Raw genomic sequence first — 16,086 nt, forward strand, 5'->3', positions numbered from 1 at the left:
GGGGGTGAACCCCTTAGAACGGGCTAAGTGCCGTATGCGACAGCTTCTGGCGCTATCCTGTCGAAAAATGACAGGTACGTCGAAGCATGATGGACGAAACTCCTTGGGGACCCTTCAGTTCACTTGATCGCACTGATCGCGATCTGGCACACGAGATTTTGAAGTGGGACAAGCATCAGGTTCTCGAGGGCATGGTCGTTGAACGCGCCTTCGATCAGATGCTCGAACACGCGGCGAGTGAATCGAATGGTGGTCTGCAGCTTCTGGACCTGGAAACGTTCGTTGTTAATTCCCCCAAGGCCGGATCTCCTCCAGTCGCTTTCGTGTGGCTCCGGGGCACTCAGCCTGGACAACGACGTTACCTTGACGCTCTCGCAAAGGTGTTCACCGTGTATCACCTTGAGCTGATCAATGATGACTTCCATGCCAGTCTATGGGATTCGAAGCACTTGACGCCAAGACGGCCTCTGGCGGATCTGGTTCGGGATATCGGACGAAAGCCGAGGTACCAAGCCATCGCATCAGATGTCAAGAATGAAGTGCGCCAGAACACAGCCATCTGGGGATTCCTTGCCGAGGCGCTCAGCACTGAGCAGATCTGGACGCAGCTGGTGATTCCGCGGCTCCTTGTGAATTTCCTGCTGCAGCCATTCTTCATCGGCACGTGGAACCTGGACAGGATCTGTCTGTTCCGGGAGGAACTCTGGATGCTCGAACTCAAGCATAAGTTCCCTATGGGGTCAGGCGACAACTTCGGGTTGAACGATGGCGAATTACGCATGATGAGGTTCATGGCCGATGCCGGCCTGAGGCCTGCGCACATGATCATTGTCAAACCTGTCCGCGACATCACGGTCAAGCCTATGTATCTCTTCAACAACAGGCAGTTGCGCGAGCGCGCTGCCGTCATTGGGGTTGAGATGACACGTCAGAAGATCGATCTGATCGAGCGGAAGCCACTACGAAAATCCGCCAAACACACGACCATCACTGGGACTGGAACCGTTGGATTCCGGGAGCTGCCGGTATCGATCTTTTCCAGACTTGGCACTTATGGTGAGGAGGGTCAGAAGATCTCACCAGAGATCCTGAAGCTCCTGTCGGGCCAGAAGCTCGAGCAGGCATCGGGCGGGTGGTTGGCAGAGTTGGCCCAAGTAGCGCCGACCGCTCCTCGGAGATGATGGGTCTCAGCTTTTGAGATCGACCCGGGGGAAGATGCCCCCGGCTTCTCTAGCCGACATGCGTTTCGGACTGGACCGACGAGCCCCACCACCCTTCTGTGTAGGCGTTGCCCCGACAACGTGCCGAGGCAAGCCCTGATTGCCCCACTTCACCCACGGGAAGAAATTGGACATACTGTCCCCCGAATTCCCGGAGCACCCATGAACGCGTACGAACTGATCGACCTCTCCCTGCAACGCTTCAGCCCCAAGGAGGTCGCCCAGGCATTGGGAGTTGATCCGAAGACGGTCCGCCGCTGGCAGCTGCGTGAGACCGAACCAAAGCCCTACATCGCCGACGCAATCCGACAGCGCCTGCTTCCCTTTGGCGAGCCGCCGTCTGGCGAGGGCAAGTTCCGCTTCATCGATCTTTTCGCTGGCATCGGCGGAATCCGCACTGCATTTGAGAAGCTTGGCGGCCGTTGCGTATTCACGAGCGAATGGGACCCCTACGCGGTGAAGACCTACAAGGCCAACTTCCATGACGGCCCCGACCACGTTTTCGCTTCGGACATCACCAAGGTCCAGGAGAACGACGTGCCTGACCACGATGTGCTGTTGGCTGGCTTCCCTTGCCAGCCCTTCTCCATTGCCGGTGTGTCCAAGAAGAACTCCCTTGGACGTCCGCACGGCTTCTCCGACAAAACCCAGGGCACGCTGTTCTTCGACGTGGCCCGCATCATCGACGCCAAGCGTCCACGCGCTTTCCTTCTGGAAAACGTGAAGAACCTGATGAGCCACGACAAGGGCCGTACGTTCTCAACAATCATGGACGTGCTGAAGAACGAACTGGGCTATCACGTGCAAGCCAAGGTCATCAACGGCAAGCACTTCGGCCCTCAGCACCGCGAGCGAATCATCATCGTAGGCTTCCGTGAAGAGACCGCGTTCACTTTCGACGACCTCGAGCTGCCTGACTTTGGCATTTCCCCCCGCATGGCCTCCGTGCTACACAAGCAAGACGGTAGCGAAGACGAGGATCAACCCTACATTGCCGGCGCCAAAGGCAAGGTGCTGGACAAGTACACGTTGTCGGACAAGCTGTGGGAGTACTTGCAGAACTATGCCGCCAAGCATCGTGACAAGGGCAACGGTTTCGGTTTCGGCCTGGTAACCCCCGAAAGTACGTGCCGCACACTGTCTGCGCGCTACTACAAGGATGGTTCGGAGATCCTCATCTCCCAAGGCGCGAAGAAGAATCCGCGACGCCTGACACCGCGCGAGTGCGCCCGTCTGATGGGCTTTGATGACAATTTCCGCATACCGGTTTCCGATACCCGTGCCTACAAGCAGTTCGGAAACTCGGTGGTTGTGCCGGTGATCGCTGAAGTCGCCCGCATCATGGTTCCTCACCTGCTCCAGAAGGCTGATTCGGAGCCGGCAAAGCCGGCTAAGAAGAAGGCCAAGGCCTGACCTTGGTCGACAGCCTCACCCCGGAGCAGCGGTCCGCGCAGATGTCGCGGATACGTGGTTCGAATACGAAGCTGGAGGTCCTTGTGCGCAAGGGCCTCCACGCTCGGAGGCTGAGATATCGCTTGGGCGGTGCAAAGCTGCCAGGCAGGCCAGACATCGTGCTGCCGAAGTATCGGACCGTTGTGTTCGTGCACGGGTGCTTCTGGCACGGGCATGATTGCCCACTGTACCGACTGCCGAAGACGCGCCCGGAGTTCTGGGCAGATAAGATTGGCAAAAACAGGGGCCGGGATCTGCGCGTTACCGCCGAGCTTGAAGCCATGGGCTGGCGGGTACTAACCGTATGGGAGTGCTCGTTGCGCGGAAAGAGCGCCATTGAGCAGGCTTCATTTCTGGATCACTTGGCCGAAATCCTACGGCAGGATTCCCACTGAAGGAGAACGGGGATGGAGATGGATTTTCTGGAACGGAACTCAGACCAATGGTCGCTGATAGAGTCATTTGTCAGTCGCAGCGACAAGCTCTTCCTGAAGAAGCTATCGTTCAATGATGCATCGTGGGCAAATGAGGGTGGAGGTCATCAGTCGGGCTTCTACGTACCTCGCGACATACGCGAGTCAGGTTTTTTTCCAGAACTTCGTGCCCGAGAAGACAAGCCTCATATCCTTGAGGCCAACTGCCCCTCCTTCTGGCCCCAAACCGGGGAAGTAAGGACCGATTCCGGGATCAAGTACTTCAGCAACAAGCGGTCAGAATGCCACTTCACGAGGATTCCTGCAGAGCTCTTTGCTGATCTGAATCCCGCATCTTGGCTGTTGGGCGGGTCGCTCTTGCAGACCGAAGGGTGCGCACATCACTGGTTCATGGTGATCGACTCAGCTTCTACGGAAGCGGAATTGCTTGAAAGTCGCTTGGACATCCAATCGAACTTCCACTTCGAGCTCTTCAGTCCATCAAGATTCAAGCGGGCGTCGGCCATCGATTCCGACGAGGCTGCCGAACTGATCGGCGAAATCGATGCCGCGCTTCGTACTGGCTCCATTGAGGCACTTGCTACCAAGTACTCCAGAATGCCGGATCCGGACGTACTGGCTGAAGAGGCGAGAGCAGACTTCCTTGGATCAGTGGGATCACGGACGTTCAATCCATGGGAAATCAAGAAGCCTGGTGACGCTCTTATGCGCGTGAGCAGGGATATCGAGTTTGCAATCTACCGTAAGCATGAGCTTCGCATGAGAGCCGTCGAGGTCTCCAAAGTTCTGGCTGAGCATGATCGAACTGCGACGGCCGCTGTGCGCGGCTTTGCGGCGTTGAACACTCTTTTCTTATCCGCAAGCCAACAGAGAAAGAGCCGCGCCGGCAAGTCGTTTGAGTCGCACCTGGCAGCCATGTTGAAGGCAGGTGGAGTAAGATTCGAGGCGCAGGCAATTCTTGGTCAGCGACGTCCAGACTTCGTCCTACCTGACCAGGCAACGGTAGCCTTGGACACACAACGGCGATATGAAGACGCGGCCATTCTTTCGGCCAAGACGACTCTGCGCGAGCGCTGGAAGCAGATCACCCACGAACGCTTCAACTGTGCAATTTTCCTTGCAACAGTGGATGACCGGGTATCAAAGGAAGCGCTTGCAGATCTGCGGAAGGCAGAGATTACGTTGGTAGTTCCCGAGTCGCTGAAGACAAAGAACAATGAGTCTCTCTACTACAACGACGCAAACGTGATTTCCTTTCGGGAATTCTTCGACGAAGAACTGGAGCGCAAGCGAAAAAAACTAGTTATAAGGTCTTGATCTCTCCAGCAGTGCTCTGCGGGTGCAAGTAAAAGCTCATGACTCCAAATTCGGTACCTTGGCATGCAGTGGCAAGGGTGCATGGGGGCAGCCATTGCTCCCTGATTTAGATCACGGGAGTGGTTGTCATGCACTAGACATGGACATGGACCTGCACCTCACCTAGTCCAAGCGCAAGCACCCTCCAAAGCGCACGGGAAAGCCCTACTAGCGCGCACTGGCTAGCTCGGCGTCCTTGAGGCACTGTCTAATAGAGTCTCGAACAGCATCCTCAGGCAAATCTTCAAGAACAATTCCCCCGAATCGCCTATTCACATGCTTCATGAATGTCGCGATCGCCTTGTCGTTCTCGCTGATCCAAGCGCTCCCTTCAATCTCCCTCAAAAGCGGGCCAATCAGAGCAACTCTAAACGCACTATCGGCCCGATCGATTACTTGCTTTCTGATATTCGCTCTTTTCAGAAGCACAGAGAGGCCACGCCTAAGATCGGAGGGGAAAGCAAGCGAGGCCACGTGACCATTCCACCAAAGTCTGCCAATAGAGTTGTCATCCCGGCTGCCAACAACTCCTGAAGCGAAGAAATGCTTCGAAACCGCCGCCTCGCTAAGACCTGTTGACGTCATCCACCGTTTCTTCGCGTAGTCAAAAAGTTCAACGTGACATAGGCGGACCCAGATCCTCTCATCCCTTGCTATGGCAGGAGTCATTCCACTAAGAGCAGAGTAGACCACGTAGGAGTTTTCAACCTCTGACGTCTCATTATCATCAGGAGAGAGATACATTGGAATGCTGTCATCCCAAGAAACACCAGGAACTTCAATATTCCATCCTGCCGCTGAGCTTTCGTTTGAGAATCCACGCTCCCGGTACAGATCCATACTGGTGGAGACGGCTGAAGCCAAGGATTCAACCACTTCCGCTGAAACCATTGTGATATTCATGAAAGGAACGTCTCCTCGGCACTTTCGCCAGAGCCGATATTAAGCAAAGGCTTGTTTAGAATAAGCTGTGCCAAGGACATTTTGCATCCACCTTCCAATTCACGACCCAACGACTCGACAGTTGCGTAAAGGGCGCCACACCATCTGTATCCGAACAATTCAAGCTTACGAAGATCCGCCTCATGAAGAAGGTGCATAATGATCTGAGAATAGAATAGGTTCTGTACGCTACCAGCACCAGTAATAGCTCCGCTTCGCACAGAATGAATTACGCTGAAAGTCGCCTCAGACACGCCGATAGTCACTTTGTCAGAATTCAGGTCAATATCGAACAGGCCATCCTCTACATGAGATGCAACCCTCAGTTCAAACAGAGACTCGATCGAAGGTAACGGAGGGCGAGAGACATCAACAAGGTACTCCTCTGCGAGCGCCAGAATAGTGCCGGCGCCCAGTGCGTCGACATTATCGAACTCAACTCGCCTGCCCCGGGGCGAATAGTCCAAGAGACTGGAAGCTAACCAGATCATTGGTCTAAACTGAACACGCCCCAGCAAGGCGCCAGGAGCGAACTCATGAAGACCTCGGGGAAATCCCAGTTTGATGACCTTTCGATACCCTGTGTCCGTGCACCGCACGAGAATGCCGAAATTTGCGGCGCCTGAATCAATCAGCGTTCTGATATCCGGCTGGTCCATCACCACCTGACAGTCAATAAAGAGACTGTTGGTAGATTCATCTTCGGCAGTTCTAAGCTCAACATCGAACCTGTATCCGGCTATGTCACGCAGCCAAGGCGCCAACACCGGGTGTTGAAAATTAGTAGATTCTGCAATCTTCATTCCCTTCCCTCCGCGCCAGCTTCAGTGCCACCAGCGGCTGGGTAAGCTTGAACTTCGACACCTCCAAAGTATGGCTCATCGATCTCGACATCTATCGACACACGCTCACCTGCGTTAAGGTTGACGATGATTGCCCCACTCTCGATGACTCCCTGCGAGCTGGATGTCACTTCCAAAGGCTCCAATCCATACAGGCCTGAGACATGAAGCGAGATCTTCGCCGTCCCTGCTGCCAAGCTTGTGAAATGCAATCGCCTTGCGCGGGAACCCCGCTTTGGATCCATCGTAAATATGACATCTTCAAGAGGGACTGCACCGCGGCTACCTAGGCCTGGCCCCTTTCCCTTGTTCGACTGACGTCCGCCCAACTTGGCACGATCCCCGCCGCCTTTTTGAATGGAGTTACCGTTGGCTCCGATCCCTGGCTGCGGCTCTCTACTGATGGACTTCCTGGCCTCGGAATACTTCAGCGTCAGAGGATCAGGCTCATCAGAGGCCTCGACTTTCGAAGACCCTGCCCCACCGTTGCGCGCCAGCACTTCGGAAAGATCGTCAAGCTGTAGCGTCCCACCTTCATCGACCTTGGCAATTTCCTTCAAGAGCCCTCGAATCTTCTCTACCACTCGCTTTATTGCGAGACGGATCTGGTCACGCTTCGTCTCGTCAACTATGCGTTCAGGCTCAAATGCATCGTGCGCTGGATTCTCGAGTGACTTGAGAATTCGGCTCGCGTTCTCACCGCGTTCATCTGGGGAAGGGCAAAGAGTTGCGATAAAATCCGAAGTGCCATTGAAACTAGCCATCGGCTGAGCGAACTTCTTGAAGTTGTTCGCTATATAAATTCCATTTCTTATGATATGTACAGACTTCGGCATACCCTGTCGAGGGAGTACTCGAAGAATGAATGAACCCAAGAAGGCGTCGTCAATGCGTCGCTCTACCGAAGTGTCTGATCGCAAGTTGACGAGCAGATTTCGGGCAACCATGAGCTGAGGCTTCAAGTCGAAGTTGATGGCGGAGGATTCCAGCTCCGGTGAGAAAATGTGCGAATCCAGCGTCGATTTTGTGATCAGAGTGTTGTTTACATTAAACTCAACTGTGCCTGCGTCAATCGCGCTCACAAAGTTGCAAAGAACAGCAAGCTTTACACGATCCTCCCATCCGCTCTCTTGCCTGAAGCCAACTGAGAAGATCGAAGTTCCTACGACGGTCCTCCTCATCCAGCCCGGCACTTCTAGCGGGTCAGATATCGCACTGAAGTCCTTCCCGCCCCAGAAGCCTTCGGCGCCATAAAATTCGCCATTGCGCTGGTGGGAGATAGTGCGCAATCTTCCCTGTACCGCAGAAATCTGGCTTCCGTTGTCATCAAAAGCTGTCGAGTAGATAACGCACTGAAGCGATGAGACCGCAATTGCTGCGTTCTTACCTATCCCATACGATCCGGCGGAAGTAGGATCAAGTTTATTCGTTACCCCATCACCTTTGACAAGCACATTGAATACAGAGTGCATGTCACTAAGAGGACCGGTTAGCCCCGTTGTATTGCTGTCCGAAATCTCTAGAATTTTCCAAATATCTTCGGAAACGATCTTTTTAGCCGATTCAAAATGCTGCTGTGTACGCTCATCTGTATTCTCACGAAGACATGCATCGACCACCTCTGCCAGCTCGTCAGCAAAGGGAACGTCCTGCCGTTTGACGTCATGAAGAAAAATTTCGATCTTGACCGGACCGCCCCCCAGTCGGGCGTCCATGCTGTTCTGCCCAGTCTCGCGAACGCAGCTCGCATATGGGCTTCCCTTGAAGGTCTCCAAGCCAGAGTATCCAAGCCCTTCAACCTTCTTCGCTTGATTTTTCAAAAATTCGATCATATCCGCCTTTGCGACCAGCCCTGGATCAGTAAGAGTTATTCGAAAACCTGCTCATATATACCAATCGACCGCATCGCGAATCACCTGACGAGCACGCCTGACTTCTGGTTTGAAGGTGATCCCAGCCTCATCGATTCGCTTTACCAACAACTTCAGCTCATCCACTATTTCAGGCTGAAATCCATATCGCATCAACAAGATAGAGACATGATCATTTGTTCCGAACCTAAACATATCAATTAACTTGAGAGCACGTCGATCACCTTTCTTTTCATAGAAAATTTCTGCTGCAGCCGAGAATGTGTCTGCCAGACAGAACGACACTACTTTGTCCAAGTAGTCATAGGTATCGAACACAATCGTATCGTAGGGAAGCTTCTCCTTTGACCCTTTAAATACCGGAAAAGGCTTCTCCATCTCCACATTTGGCAAAGTCGCAGCCATCTGCGAGAACTGCGCATCGGTTCGATCAAGTTCATCACGACGACTGATCCTAGAAAATCTTGTGCCGGCAATCTCCTTGAAGGATCGTCCAGCAAATACCTGAGAAAGTATCGATATCGCCTCATGAAATACTGCGGATTCGCCTGCTTTGAGCGGGCGACCTAGATAGATCTCGTAGATGATTCTAAGATCCGTCTTGAGACCCTCGCGCGCTCGCCTTCCGGCGATGCCTCGCAGGTGCTCAAGACCACTGACGCCGCTGGGATAGATGGTATCGAGCACGCTTGCCAGCGCCACTAATGCGCTATCAGATTCCAGCCTGCACTTCCTGCTTTCAGGCATGTGCATCTCATCGTCATATGTTTCGTCCTTAACCGCCTTTACAATTTCCCAATCATCCGCGGATACATCTGCTTCGTCCGCGTCCAGCACCGAGACAGGGGACAGCTCATAAGTGTCCAGCAGTCGTTCGCTTAGCAAGATCGGTCTTTTCGTATAGACGTAGCCATAGTCAAACTTTTTCTCTCGTGTAAGCCTTCCCGCGCGTCCAATAAGATTTTTGAATGACAACGATCTCTTCTCCGAGGTCGCATCAGAGAGTCGCATGGTTTCAAGCCACACGACATCGAAGGGCATATTTATCCCTTGCGCGAGCGTACTCGTGGCAAAGCATATCCTGGCGTACTTCAATCTAATGAATTTCTCTATCAGAAACCTGACTTCCAGGGGAACTGACCCATGGTGGATCACAACACCAATTTTCATCAGCTCTACCATGCTCGACCGTTGACCGCCACCATCAGCGCCAATCAGGCGCCTGACATCTTCGATGATCGCTTTGGCCTTTGGATCAATTAAAGGCGTGAAATTCCTTATCGTGGCACGAAAGCTGTCGAGGAACGTCCCATTATAAATCGAGGCCTTCGAAACATAAGCGAGCAAGGTCCTCTTCGAATCAAGAGCAAACTCTGCGAAGTCACCATTAAACTTCACAGCATTCTTTTGCAGGTAACCCTTTTCCTCAAATGGAGAGAAGTAGTAGTCGCACCCATTATCATGCCGATATACGAACACCTTACCCACAGCCCCCTGACTGTAGGCCCTTGAATATGATGATTCCGTGGAGATTCCATGCTTATCCAACTGCGCAGATGGATTTTCAACAAAGGGATGCGCAAATACCAGTTTTGCAGCTGGAAACTCCCTGACAACCCTTCGGACCAAGATGTCAAAAACCACACCGCGCCCCTCTTCCTCTGAAACATGCGCCTCATCGAAGAAGAACAGATTTACGTCCAAGCTTTTCTTTAGCGAGGCGATCTGTCGTGCCCGCTCAGGAGTGAGTATGAACACCCTTCGTCGGACGCGATCAGTAAAAACTCTGTCTACAAACGGCATGATCATAACGTCTCGCCGATCTGCGAATTGTGACCTTAAAGAGGATACATACTCTGCTATCAGTGCCCTAGAAGGTACAACAATGACCGCATCCCCCTTGGTCTCGATCAAGTAGTCGCGTATTGCATATGACTTGCCCGCACTCGTTGGCGCTGATATTGAGATGTACTGATTGGCGATTATTGCGTTACGGACGCTAGCCTGAACAGGTGTCAGTATGTCCCCTGAGGCTGTCGTGTTTGCCCCGCCAACGGACTTCATAATTAGAGAATAGATGGATTCCGCATCCCCAACCTTGTAGAACAACCCCATTGCGGAAATAAGGTATTCCTCACCCTCCGCAAAGCTGCCGGGGCTGAACTCCTTGTACAGACTAATCTGCTGCAGAAGCTCATTTGAGTCGGGGCCATTTCTGTGAATATAATCAATTATTTCATCCATCTTTACTTTCGGATTATTATCCGCATGGATGGCCCGGAGGCTATTTAGCATCATATGCCACCCCGACAAGAAGCACCTGCTCGACCTTATGGGATATTGCAAGTTTCTTCGCCGCGCTAGCGGCATTGCCAAGGATCATCCCATGGTCGATACCATTTAGAGAGAACGCGGCAACAACTCCATATTCATCCAGGTCAAGCCGACCCATTGACGCTGGCGAACAGAGCGTGCCCAAGTAGTGCACGTCCATCAGGTGTTTCTTGCTTTTCAGAAAGCGGGAAATTTGAGCTATGGCTACTCCATGGGGACTAGAGGATCCGGAGTACTTTGCCTCTCCAAAATTCACAAGCTCCATTGGACAGACCGTATGAAAGTCAAATCCTTCGTTGTTTCTTTTCTTTGGCTTCCACAGCTCGGAAATAGGAAGAGCCACGTGCCCGTAAATGGTTGACAAAGCTCTGGACGAACCCGTCGAAACCATTATTTCGCCAAACTCCTCAGTTAATGATCCCGAGGTCGCTACGCTACTTATCAGAGAAACGAGTAGCGGCGTCGTTAATGAAACAGCCGCTTCGTATCCTTTTCGCGTCAAGCTATCGAGGTCGGCCATCCATGACTTATCAACCACGGTTGAAACGATAGATGTCGCCAAGGCTTCAACGTTTCCGACGCTTACTTGGCAAACTCGGAGGCTACCCTCTCCGAGATTGGAAACCTCCCAATACTCACACCCCCAATCGGGATCTGAGAGTACTTTCCCCGGAGCAGACATCCTAGTCCCCCTTCCCAAACAACGCTGGCTGACGGTTGAAGTTTATACAAGGCGTGACGTCCGTCAACTTCGCAAAAAAAAAGGGCGGCCAATGGCCGCCCTTTTTCGAGTCAATTAATTGACTCGATCAAACCCCAACAGGGTTAGCCTTCTCCGGATCAATCTTGTACTGCTTGATCGCCCGGGCCACATCCTTCGCGGTCATCTTTCCGTCCTTCGCCAGCGCCGCAATCGCGGCATGTGCGATGTAGTACCGGTCCACTTCAAAGAACCGACGCAGGTTCGCACGCGTATCCGAGCGGCCGAAGCCATCGGTACCCAGCACGGTGTACGACATCGGCACGAACGCGCGGATCTGGTCCGCATACGCACGCACGTAGTCGGTGGCGGCAATCGCCGGGCCCTGGCGGCCTTCCAGCAGCTCGGTCACGTAGGCCTTGCGCTGCTCACCTTCCGGATGCAGGCGGTTGGCACGCTCCACGTCGAAACCATCGCGACGCAGTTCGTTGAAGCTCGGGCAGCTCCAGATGTCGGCGGTCACGCCGAAGTCCTTGTCCAGCAGCTCGGCCGCGGCAATGGCTTCGCGCAGGATGGTGCCCGAACCCAGCAGCTGCACGCGCAGCTCGCCCTTCTTCGGCTTGCCAGCATCGGTCAGCAGGTACATGCCCTTGACGATGCCTTCGGCCGCGCCTTCCGGCATTTCCGGGTGGGTGTAGTTCTCGTTCATCAGGGTGACGTAGTAGTACTCGTCAATCTGATCTTCCATCATCGCCTTGGTGCCGTGCTGCAGGATCACCGTCACTTCGAAGCCGAAGGTCGGGTCGTAGCTGCGCACGTTCGGGATGCCACCGGCCACCAGATGGCTGAAGCCATCTTCGTGCTGCAGGCCTTCACCGTTCAGCGTGGTGCGGCCGGCGGTACCACCCAGCAGGAAGCCGCGGGTACGCATGTCTGCTGCCTGCCAGGCGATGTCGCCCACGCGCTGGAAGCCGAACATCGAGTAGTAGATGTAGAACGGCAGCATCGGCACGTTGCTGACCGAGTAGCTGGTACCGGCGGCCATCCACGAGCTGATCGCACCCGGCTCGCTGATGCCCTGCTGCAGCACCTGGCCGCTCTGGTCTTCGCGGTAGAACATCAGCTGGTCGGCGTCGACCGGCTTGTACTTCTGGCCGAACGGCGCGTAGATGCCGATCTGGCGGAACAGGCCTTCCATACCGAAGGTACGGGCTTCGTCGGCCACGATCGGCACGATGTGCGGGCCCAGTTCCTTGTCGCGCAGGGTGATGTTCAGGCTCTGCACGAACGCCATGGTGGTGGAGTAGCTGCGCTCGCCGCTGCTCTTCAGCAGGCGCTCGTAGGCTTCCAGCTTCGGTGCCACGAAGGTCTTGTCGGCCTTGCGGCGGCGCTGCGGCAGGTAGCCACCCAGCGCGGCACGGCGTTCCTGCAGGTACTGCACTTCCGGCGAATCCGGGCCCGGGTGGTAGAACGGCACCTGGCCATCAGCCAGCTGCGCGTCGGTCACTGGAATGTTGAAGCGGTCGCGGAAGTGGCGCACCGCTTCGTCGTCCAGCTTCTTGGTCTGGTGGGTCGGGTTCAGCGCTTCACCGGCGCTGCCCATGCCGTAACCCTTCACGGTCTTGGCCAGGATGACGGTCGGCATGCCCTTGGTGTTCACGGCCTGGTGGTAGGCGGCGTACACCTTGTGCGGGTCGTGGCCGCCACGGTTCAGGCGCCAGATGTCGTCGTCGGAAAGACCGGCCACCATCGCAGCGGTTTCCGGGTACTTGCCGAAGAAATGCTCGCGGGTGTAGGCGCCGCCGAAGGCCTTGCAGTTCTGGTATTCGCCGTCGACGGTTTCCATCATCAGCTTCTTCAGGACGCCATTGGTGTCCTTGGCCAGCAGGGCATCCCAGTAACCGCCCCACAGCAGCTTGATGACATTCCAGCCGCCGCCACGGAACACGCCTTCCAGTTCCTGGATGATCTTGCCGTTGCCGCGCACCGGGCCGTCCAGGCGCTGCAGGTTGCAGTTCACCACGAAGATCAGGTTGTCCAGGCCTTCACGGCCGGCCAGCGCGATGGCACCCAGGGTTTCCGGCTCGTCGCTCTCGCCGTCGCCGATGAAGCACCACACCTTGCGGTCGGACTTCTCGATCAGGCCACGGTTTTCCAGGTAGCGCATGAACTGCGCCTGGTAGATGGCGGCCAGCGGGCCCAGGCCCATCGACACGGTCGGGGTCTGCCAGTACTCGGGCATCAGCCACGGGTGCGGGTACGACGACAGGCCGCCGCCGTCCACTTCCATGCGGAACTTGTCCAGCTGCTCTTCGCTGATGCGGCCTTCCAGGAAGGAACGCGCGTAGATGCCCGGGGCGCTGTGGCCCTGGATGAACAGCAGGTCGCCCGGGTGGTTTTCGCTGGGGGCGCGCCAGAAGTGGTTGAAGCCCACGTCGTACAGCGTTGCGCCGGAGGCGAACGAGGCGATGTGGCCGCCCAGGTCACCCGGCTTGCGGTTGGCGCGCACCACGGTGGCCATCGCGTTCCAGCGGATGATCGAACGGATGCGCCATTCCAGTTCGGCGTTGCCCGGGCTCTTGGCCTCCAGCTGCGGCGCGATGGTGTTGACGTATTCGGTAGTGGGAGAGAACGGCAGATAGGCACCCGAACGACGGGTCAGTTCCACCATGCCTTCCAGCAGCTGATGCGCGCGCTCGGAGCCCTCGACATCAATAACGGCCTTCAACGACTCGATCCACTCCTGGGTTTCCACAGGATTCGGGTCGTTGTTCAGCACCTCGTTCAACCAGTTCATTAGCGCTCCCATTACCGCACGCACGCGCGCGACTGTTGATAGATTTCTAGACCGCAAAGTGTAGCGCACCAAGGGCTTTCGTCACTTGGCTACGCTGGCGTATGGATGCAGGCCACCCATGTCTGCAAGGCCTGTCCCGGGACGTCCACCGGCGGGACAAAGCGCTGACAACGCACTGCGGCAGGCCGCTGTGGCTGCCTGCAAGGGCCGCGCCAGCTGTCGCTATTGGCCCGCTGCGCCCATGCGCAGGACGCAGTGTTACCGCCATGGATGACCGTTGTGGGGCAAGGCCGGCGCCATGTCGGCGTTGTCTGACGGGCTGCCGCTGAACCCGCGACAACGTGTCGCGCGTGCCTCTCGACGCGGACGAGGCAGCTGCGCACGGTTGGCCGCGAGCAGGCCCCTTCCCGCGGTTCGCCGCTCGTCTGCTGCGCCCCTGCCCGGGGCGGAAACCCGCAGTGCCGTTGCGCGGCCCGATACGGATGTCAGGCCGCGCAACGGTGGCTTGCGCAGCGCGCATCCTCCCCCTCCATCCCTTGCGCCACCTGGCTGCGTGGCCCGATCCGGCAAGCGTTGTGGCCGGAATCCTGCTTGCCGGGTCCGGCGTATCGATATATCGTTTTCGGCACACGTTACCGATATATCGAAATGGGCCGATCCGCTTCCCCCAGGAGCCGCACTGACGATGCTGCGGTACCCCGCCGCAACGGCCAGCCGCGCGTGCTCAGCCGTGGCGACCTGCGCCTGTTGGTGCTGGCGCTGATCGGCGAGCAGCCGCGCCACGGCTACGAGTTGATGCAGCACATCAGCACCATGTTCATGCAGGCCTATACCCCCAGCGCCGGCACCATGTACCCGCTGTTGGCCAGCTTCGAGCAGGCCGGCTGGGTGGCGTCGGAAGAGGTGGACGGCCGCCGTGTATTCCGCATCACCACCGCTGGCGAGTTCGAGCTGAAGGTGCAGCGCAGCCAGGTGCGATTGGCACAACGGCGCGCGTTCGACCGCGCCCGCGAGATCACCAAGGCCTCGCTGCCGGCGCCGCTGGCCGCTGCGCTGCGCGAGTTCAAGCGGGCGCTGGTGCACCACCACGGGCGCTGGGCCGACGGCGAAGCCGAGCAGGTGGCGGCCCTGCTGTCGCGTGCCTCGGCGCTGATCAACGGCCAGGGCGACAACGCGCCTGCTCCCTTTTCAACGACCCAGCCAGACTGATTCCAGCCAGGTCTCCCCCATGCCGCGCGCCCCCGCGCGACCTTCCAACAGGTACCCCCATGACCGAACATCACAACTCGCGCCTGCGCCTGGATGTGCGCTTCCGTGAACTGACGGTGCTGCGCACCGAGACTGTCACCCCGCACATGCGTCGCATCGTGCTGGGCGGCGACGACCTGGCCGGCTTCGATTCGCCCGGCGCCGACGACCACATCAAGCTGTTCTTCCCCAACGCCAGCGGCGAGATGGTGCTGCCGGTGCTGACTGCCGAGGGCCGCAGCTACCCCGAAGGCAAGCAGCCTTCGCCGGCACGCGACTACACCCCGCGCTGGTGGGACCACGAAACCGGTGAGCTGGCCATCGACTTCGTGCTGCACGACCAAGGCATTGCCGGGCCGTGGGCCGAGCGCGCACAGGCCGGCGACACGCTGGTGATCGGCGGCCCACGCGGCTCGTTCGTGGTGGCCGACAGCTATGACGCCTACGTGCTGATTGGCGATGAGACCGCGCTGCCGGCCATCGCCCGCTGGCTGGACGTGCTGCCCGAAGGCGCGCAGGTGCAGGCGTACATCGAGGTGGCCGACGAGGACGAGCGCCAGGATCTGCCGCAGTACGAGAACGTGCGCATCCACTGGCTGGAGCGCAACGGCTTCCCGGCCGCCAGCAGCACGCTGCTGGAAGACATGCTGACCGACTTCGAGGTGCCCGAGGGCGATACGTTCTACTGGATCGCCACCGAATCGCGCCGCGCGCGGATGATGCGCAAGTTCATTGAAGGCCATCTGGGCGTGCCGCGCGACTGGATCCGCTCGACCGGTTACTGGAAGGCGCACCCGGACGAACAGGACGGCGATTGATCGCAAAACGGTAGGTGCGGACCGTTGGTCCGCACGCTCTTCTACGGGTAGTGCCGGCCGCTGGCCGGCAAC

At 56.8% G+C, this 16,086-nt stretch carries 12 protein-coding genes; 6 read left to right on the top strand and 6 right to left on the bottom strand.

Annotated features, from left to right (window positions below):
• The first annotated feature begins 86 nt into the window (after positions 1-86).
• The 4 genes from TEP_RS17495 to TEP_RS17510 all read left to right on the top strand — a co-directional run bounded on the left by TEP_RS17495 (position 87) and on the right by TEP_RS17510 (position 4,423).
• The gene (locus TEP_RS17495) at positions 87-1,181 is read left to right on the top strand and encodes a hypothetical protein (RefSeq protein ID WP_132826123.1); all 1,095 of its coding nucleotides are present in this window, start codon (positions 87-89) and stop codon (positions 1,179-1,181) included.
• A gap of 201 nt (positions 1,182-1,382) precedes the next feature.
• Complete coding sequence (gene dcm, locus TEP_RS17500; RefSeq protein WP_132826124.1) at positions 1,383-2,633, top strand: DNA (cytosine-5-)-methyltransferase; 1,251 nt, start codon at positions 1,383-1,385, stop codon at positions 2,631-2,633.
• 2 nt (positions 2,634-2,635) lie between these two features.
• Positions 2,636-3,067, top strand: coding sequence for a very short patch repair endonuclease (locus tag TEP_RS17505; protein ID WP_132826125.1), 432 nt, complete (start codon positions 2,636-2,638; stop codon positions 3,065-3,067).
• 12 nt (positions 3,068-3,079) lie between these two features.
• On the top strand, positions 3,080-4,423 hold the full coding sequence (locus tag TEP_RS17510) for a type II restriction endonuclease (RefSeq protein ID WP_132826126.1): 1,344 nt from the start codon (positions 3,080-3,082) through the stop codon (positions 4,421-4,423).
• 207 nt (positions 4,424-4,630) lie between these two features.
• Here TEP_RS17510 and TEP_RS17515 read toward each other — a convergent pair whose 3' ends face one another.
• The 6 genes from TEP_RS17515 to aceE all read right to left on the bottom strand — a co-directional run bounded on the left by TEP_RS17515 (position 4,631) and on the right by aceE (position 13,948).
• Positions 4,631-5,365, bottom strand: a complete 735-nt coding sequence (locus TEP_RS17515; protein WP_132826127.1) for a DUF6339 family protein — start codon at positions 5,363-5,365, stop codon at positions 4,631-4,633.
• Positions 5,362-6,207 (bottom strand): hypothetical protein, encoded by an 846-nt coding sequence (locus tag TEP_RS17520; RefSeq protein ID WP_132826128.1) that lies wholly within the window; start codon positions 6,205-6,207, stop codon positions 5,362-5,364. Before TEP_RS17520 ends, TEP_RS17515 begins: the two co-directional genes overlap by 4 nt.
• Complete coding sequence (locus TEP_RS17525) at positions 6,204-8,078, bottom strand: hypothetical protein (protein ID WP_132826129.1); 1,875 nt, start codon at positions 8,076-8,078, stop codon at positions 6,204-6,206. The genes TEP_RS17520 and TEP_RS17525 overlap by 4 nt, the downstream gene beginning before the upstream one ends.
• Positions 8,079-8,129: 51 nt before the next feature.
• Positions 8,130-10,361: a DEAD/DEAH box helicase gene (locus tag TEP_RS17530; protein WP_132826130.1), complete on the bottom strand. Its 2,232-nt coding sequence runs from the start codon at positions 10,359-10,361 to the stop codon at positions 8,130-8,132.
• A gap of 40 nt (positions 10,362-10,401) precedes the next feature.
• Positions 10,402-10,971 carry a hypothetical protein gene (locus tag TEP_RS17535; protein WP_132826131.1) on the bottom strand — a complete coding sequence of 190 codons (570 nt, stop codon included), beginning with the start codon at positions 10,969-10,971 and terminating at the stop codon, positions 10,402-10,404.
• 289 nt (positions 10,972-11,260) lie between these two features.
• Entirely contained in the window at positions 11,261-13,948 is a 2,688-nt protein-coding gene (gene aceE, locus TEP_RS17540) for a pyruvate dehydrogenase (acetyl-transferring), homodimeric type (RefSeq protein ID WP_132826132.1), read from the bottom strand.
• Between the two features lie 648 nt (positions 13,949-14,596).
• Here aceE and TEP_RS17545 point away from each other — a divergent pair.
• Positions 14,597-15,157: a PadR family transcriptional regulator gene (locus TEP_RS17545; RefSeq protein WP_132826133.1), complete on the top strand. Its 561-nt coding sequence runs from the start codon at positions 14,597-14,599 to the stop codon at positions 15,155-15,157.
• 59 nt (positions 15,158-15,216) lie between these two features.
• Complete coding sequence (locus tag TEP_RS17550) at positions 15,217-16,014, top strand: siderophore-interacting protein (RefSeq protein WP_025878209.1); 798 nt, start codon at positions 15,217-15,219, stop codon at positions 16,012-16,014.
• The last annotated feature ends 72 nt before the right edge of the window (positions 16,015-16,086 follow it).

Origin of the sequence: Stenotrophomonas sp. TEPEL (assembly GCF_004348785.1) — a bacterium.
Taxonomy (GTDB): Bacteria; Pseudomonadota; Gammaproteobacteria; order Xanthomonadales; family Xanthomonadaceae; genus Stenotrophomonas; species Stenotrophomonas indicatrix.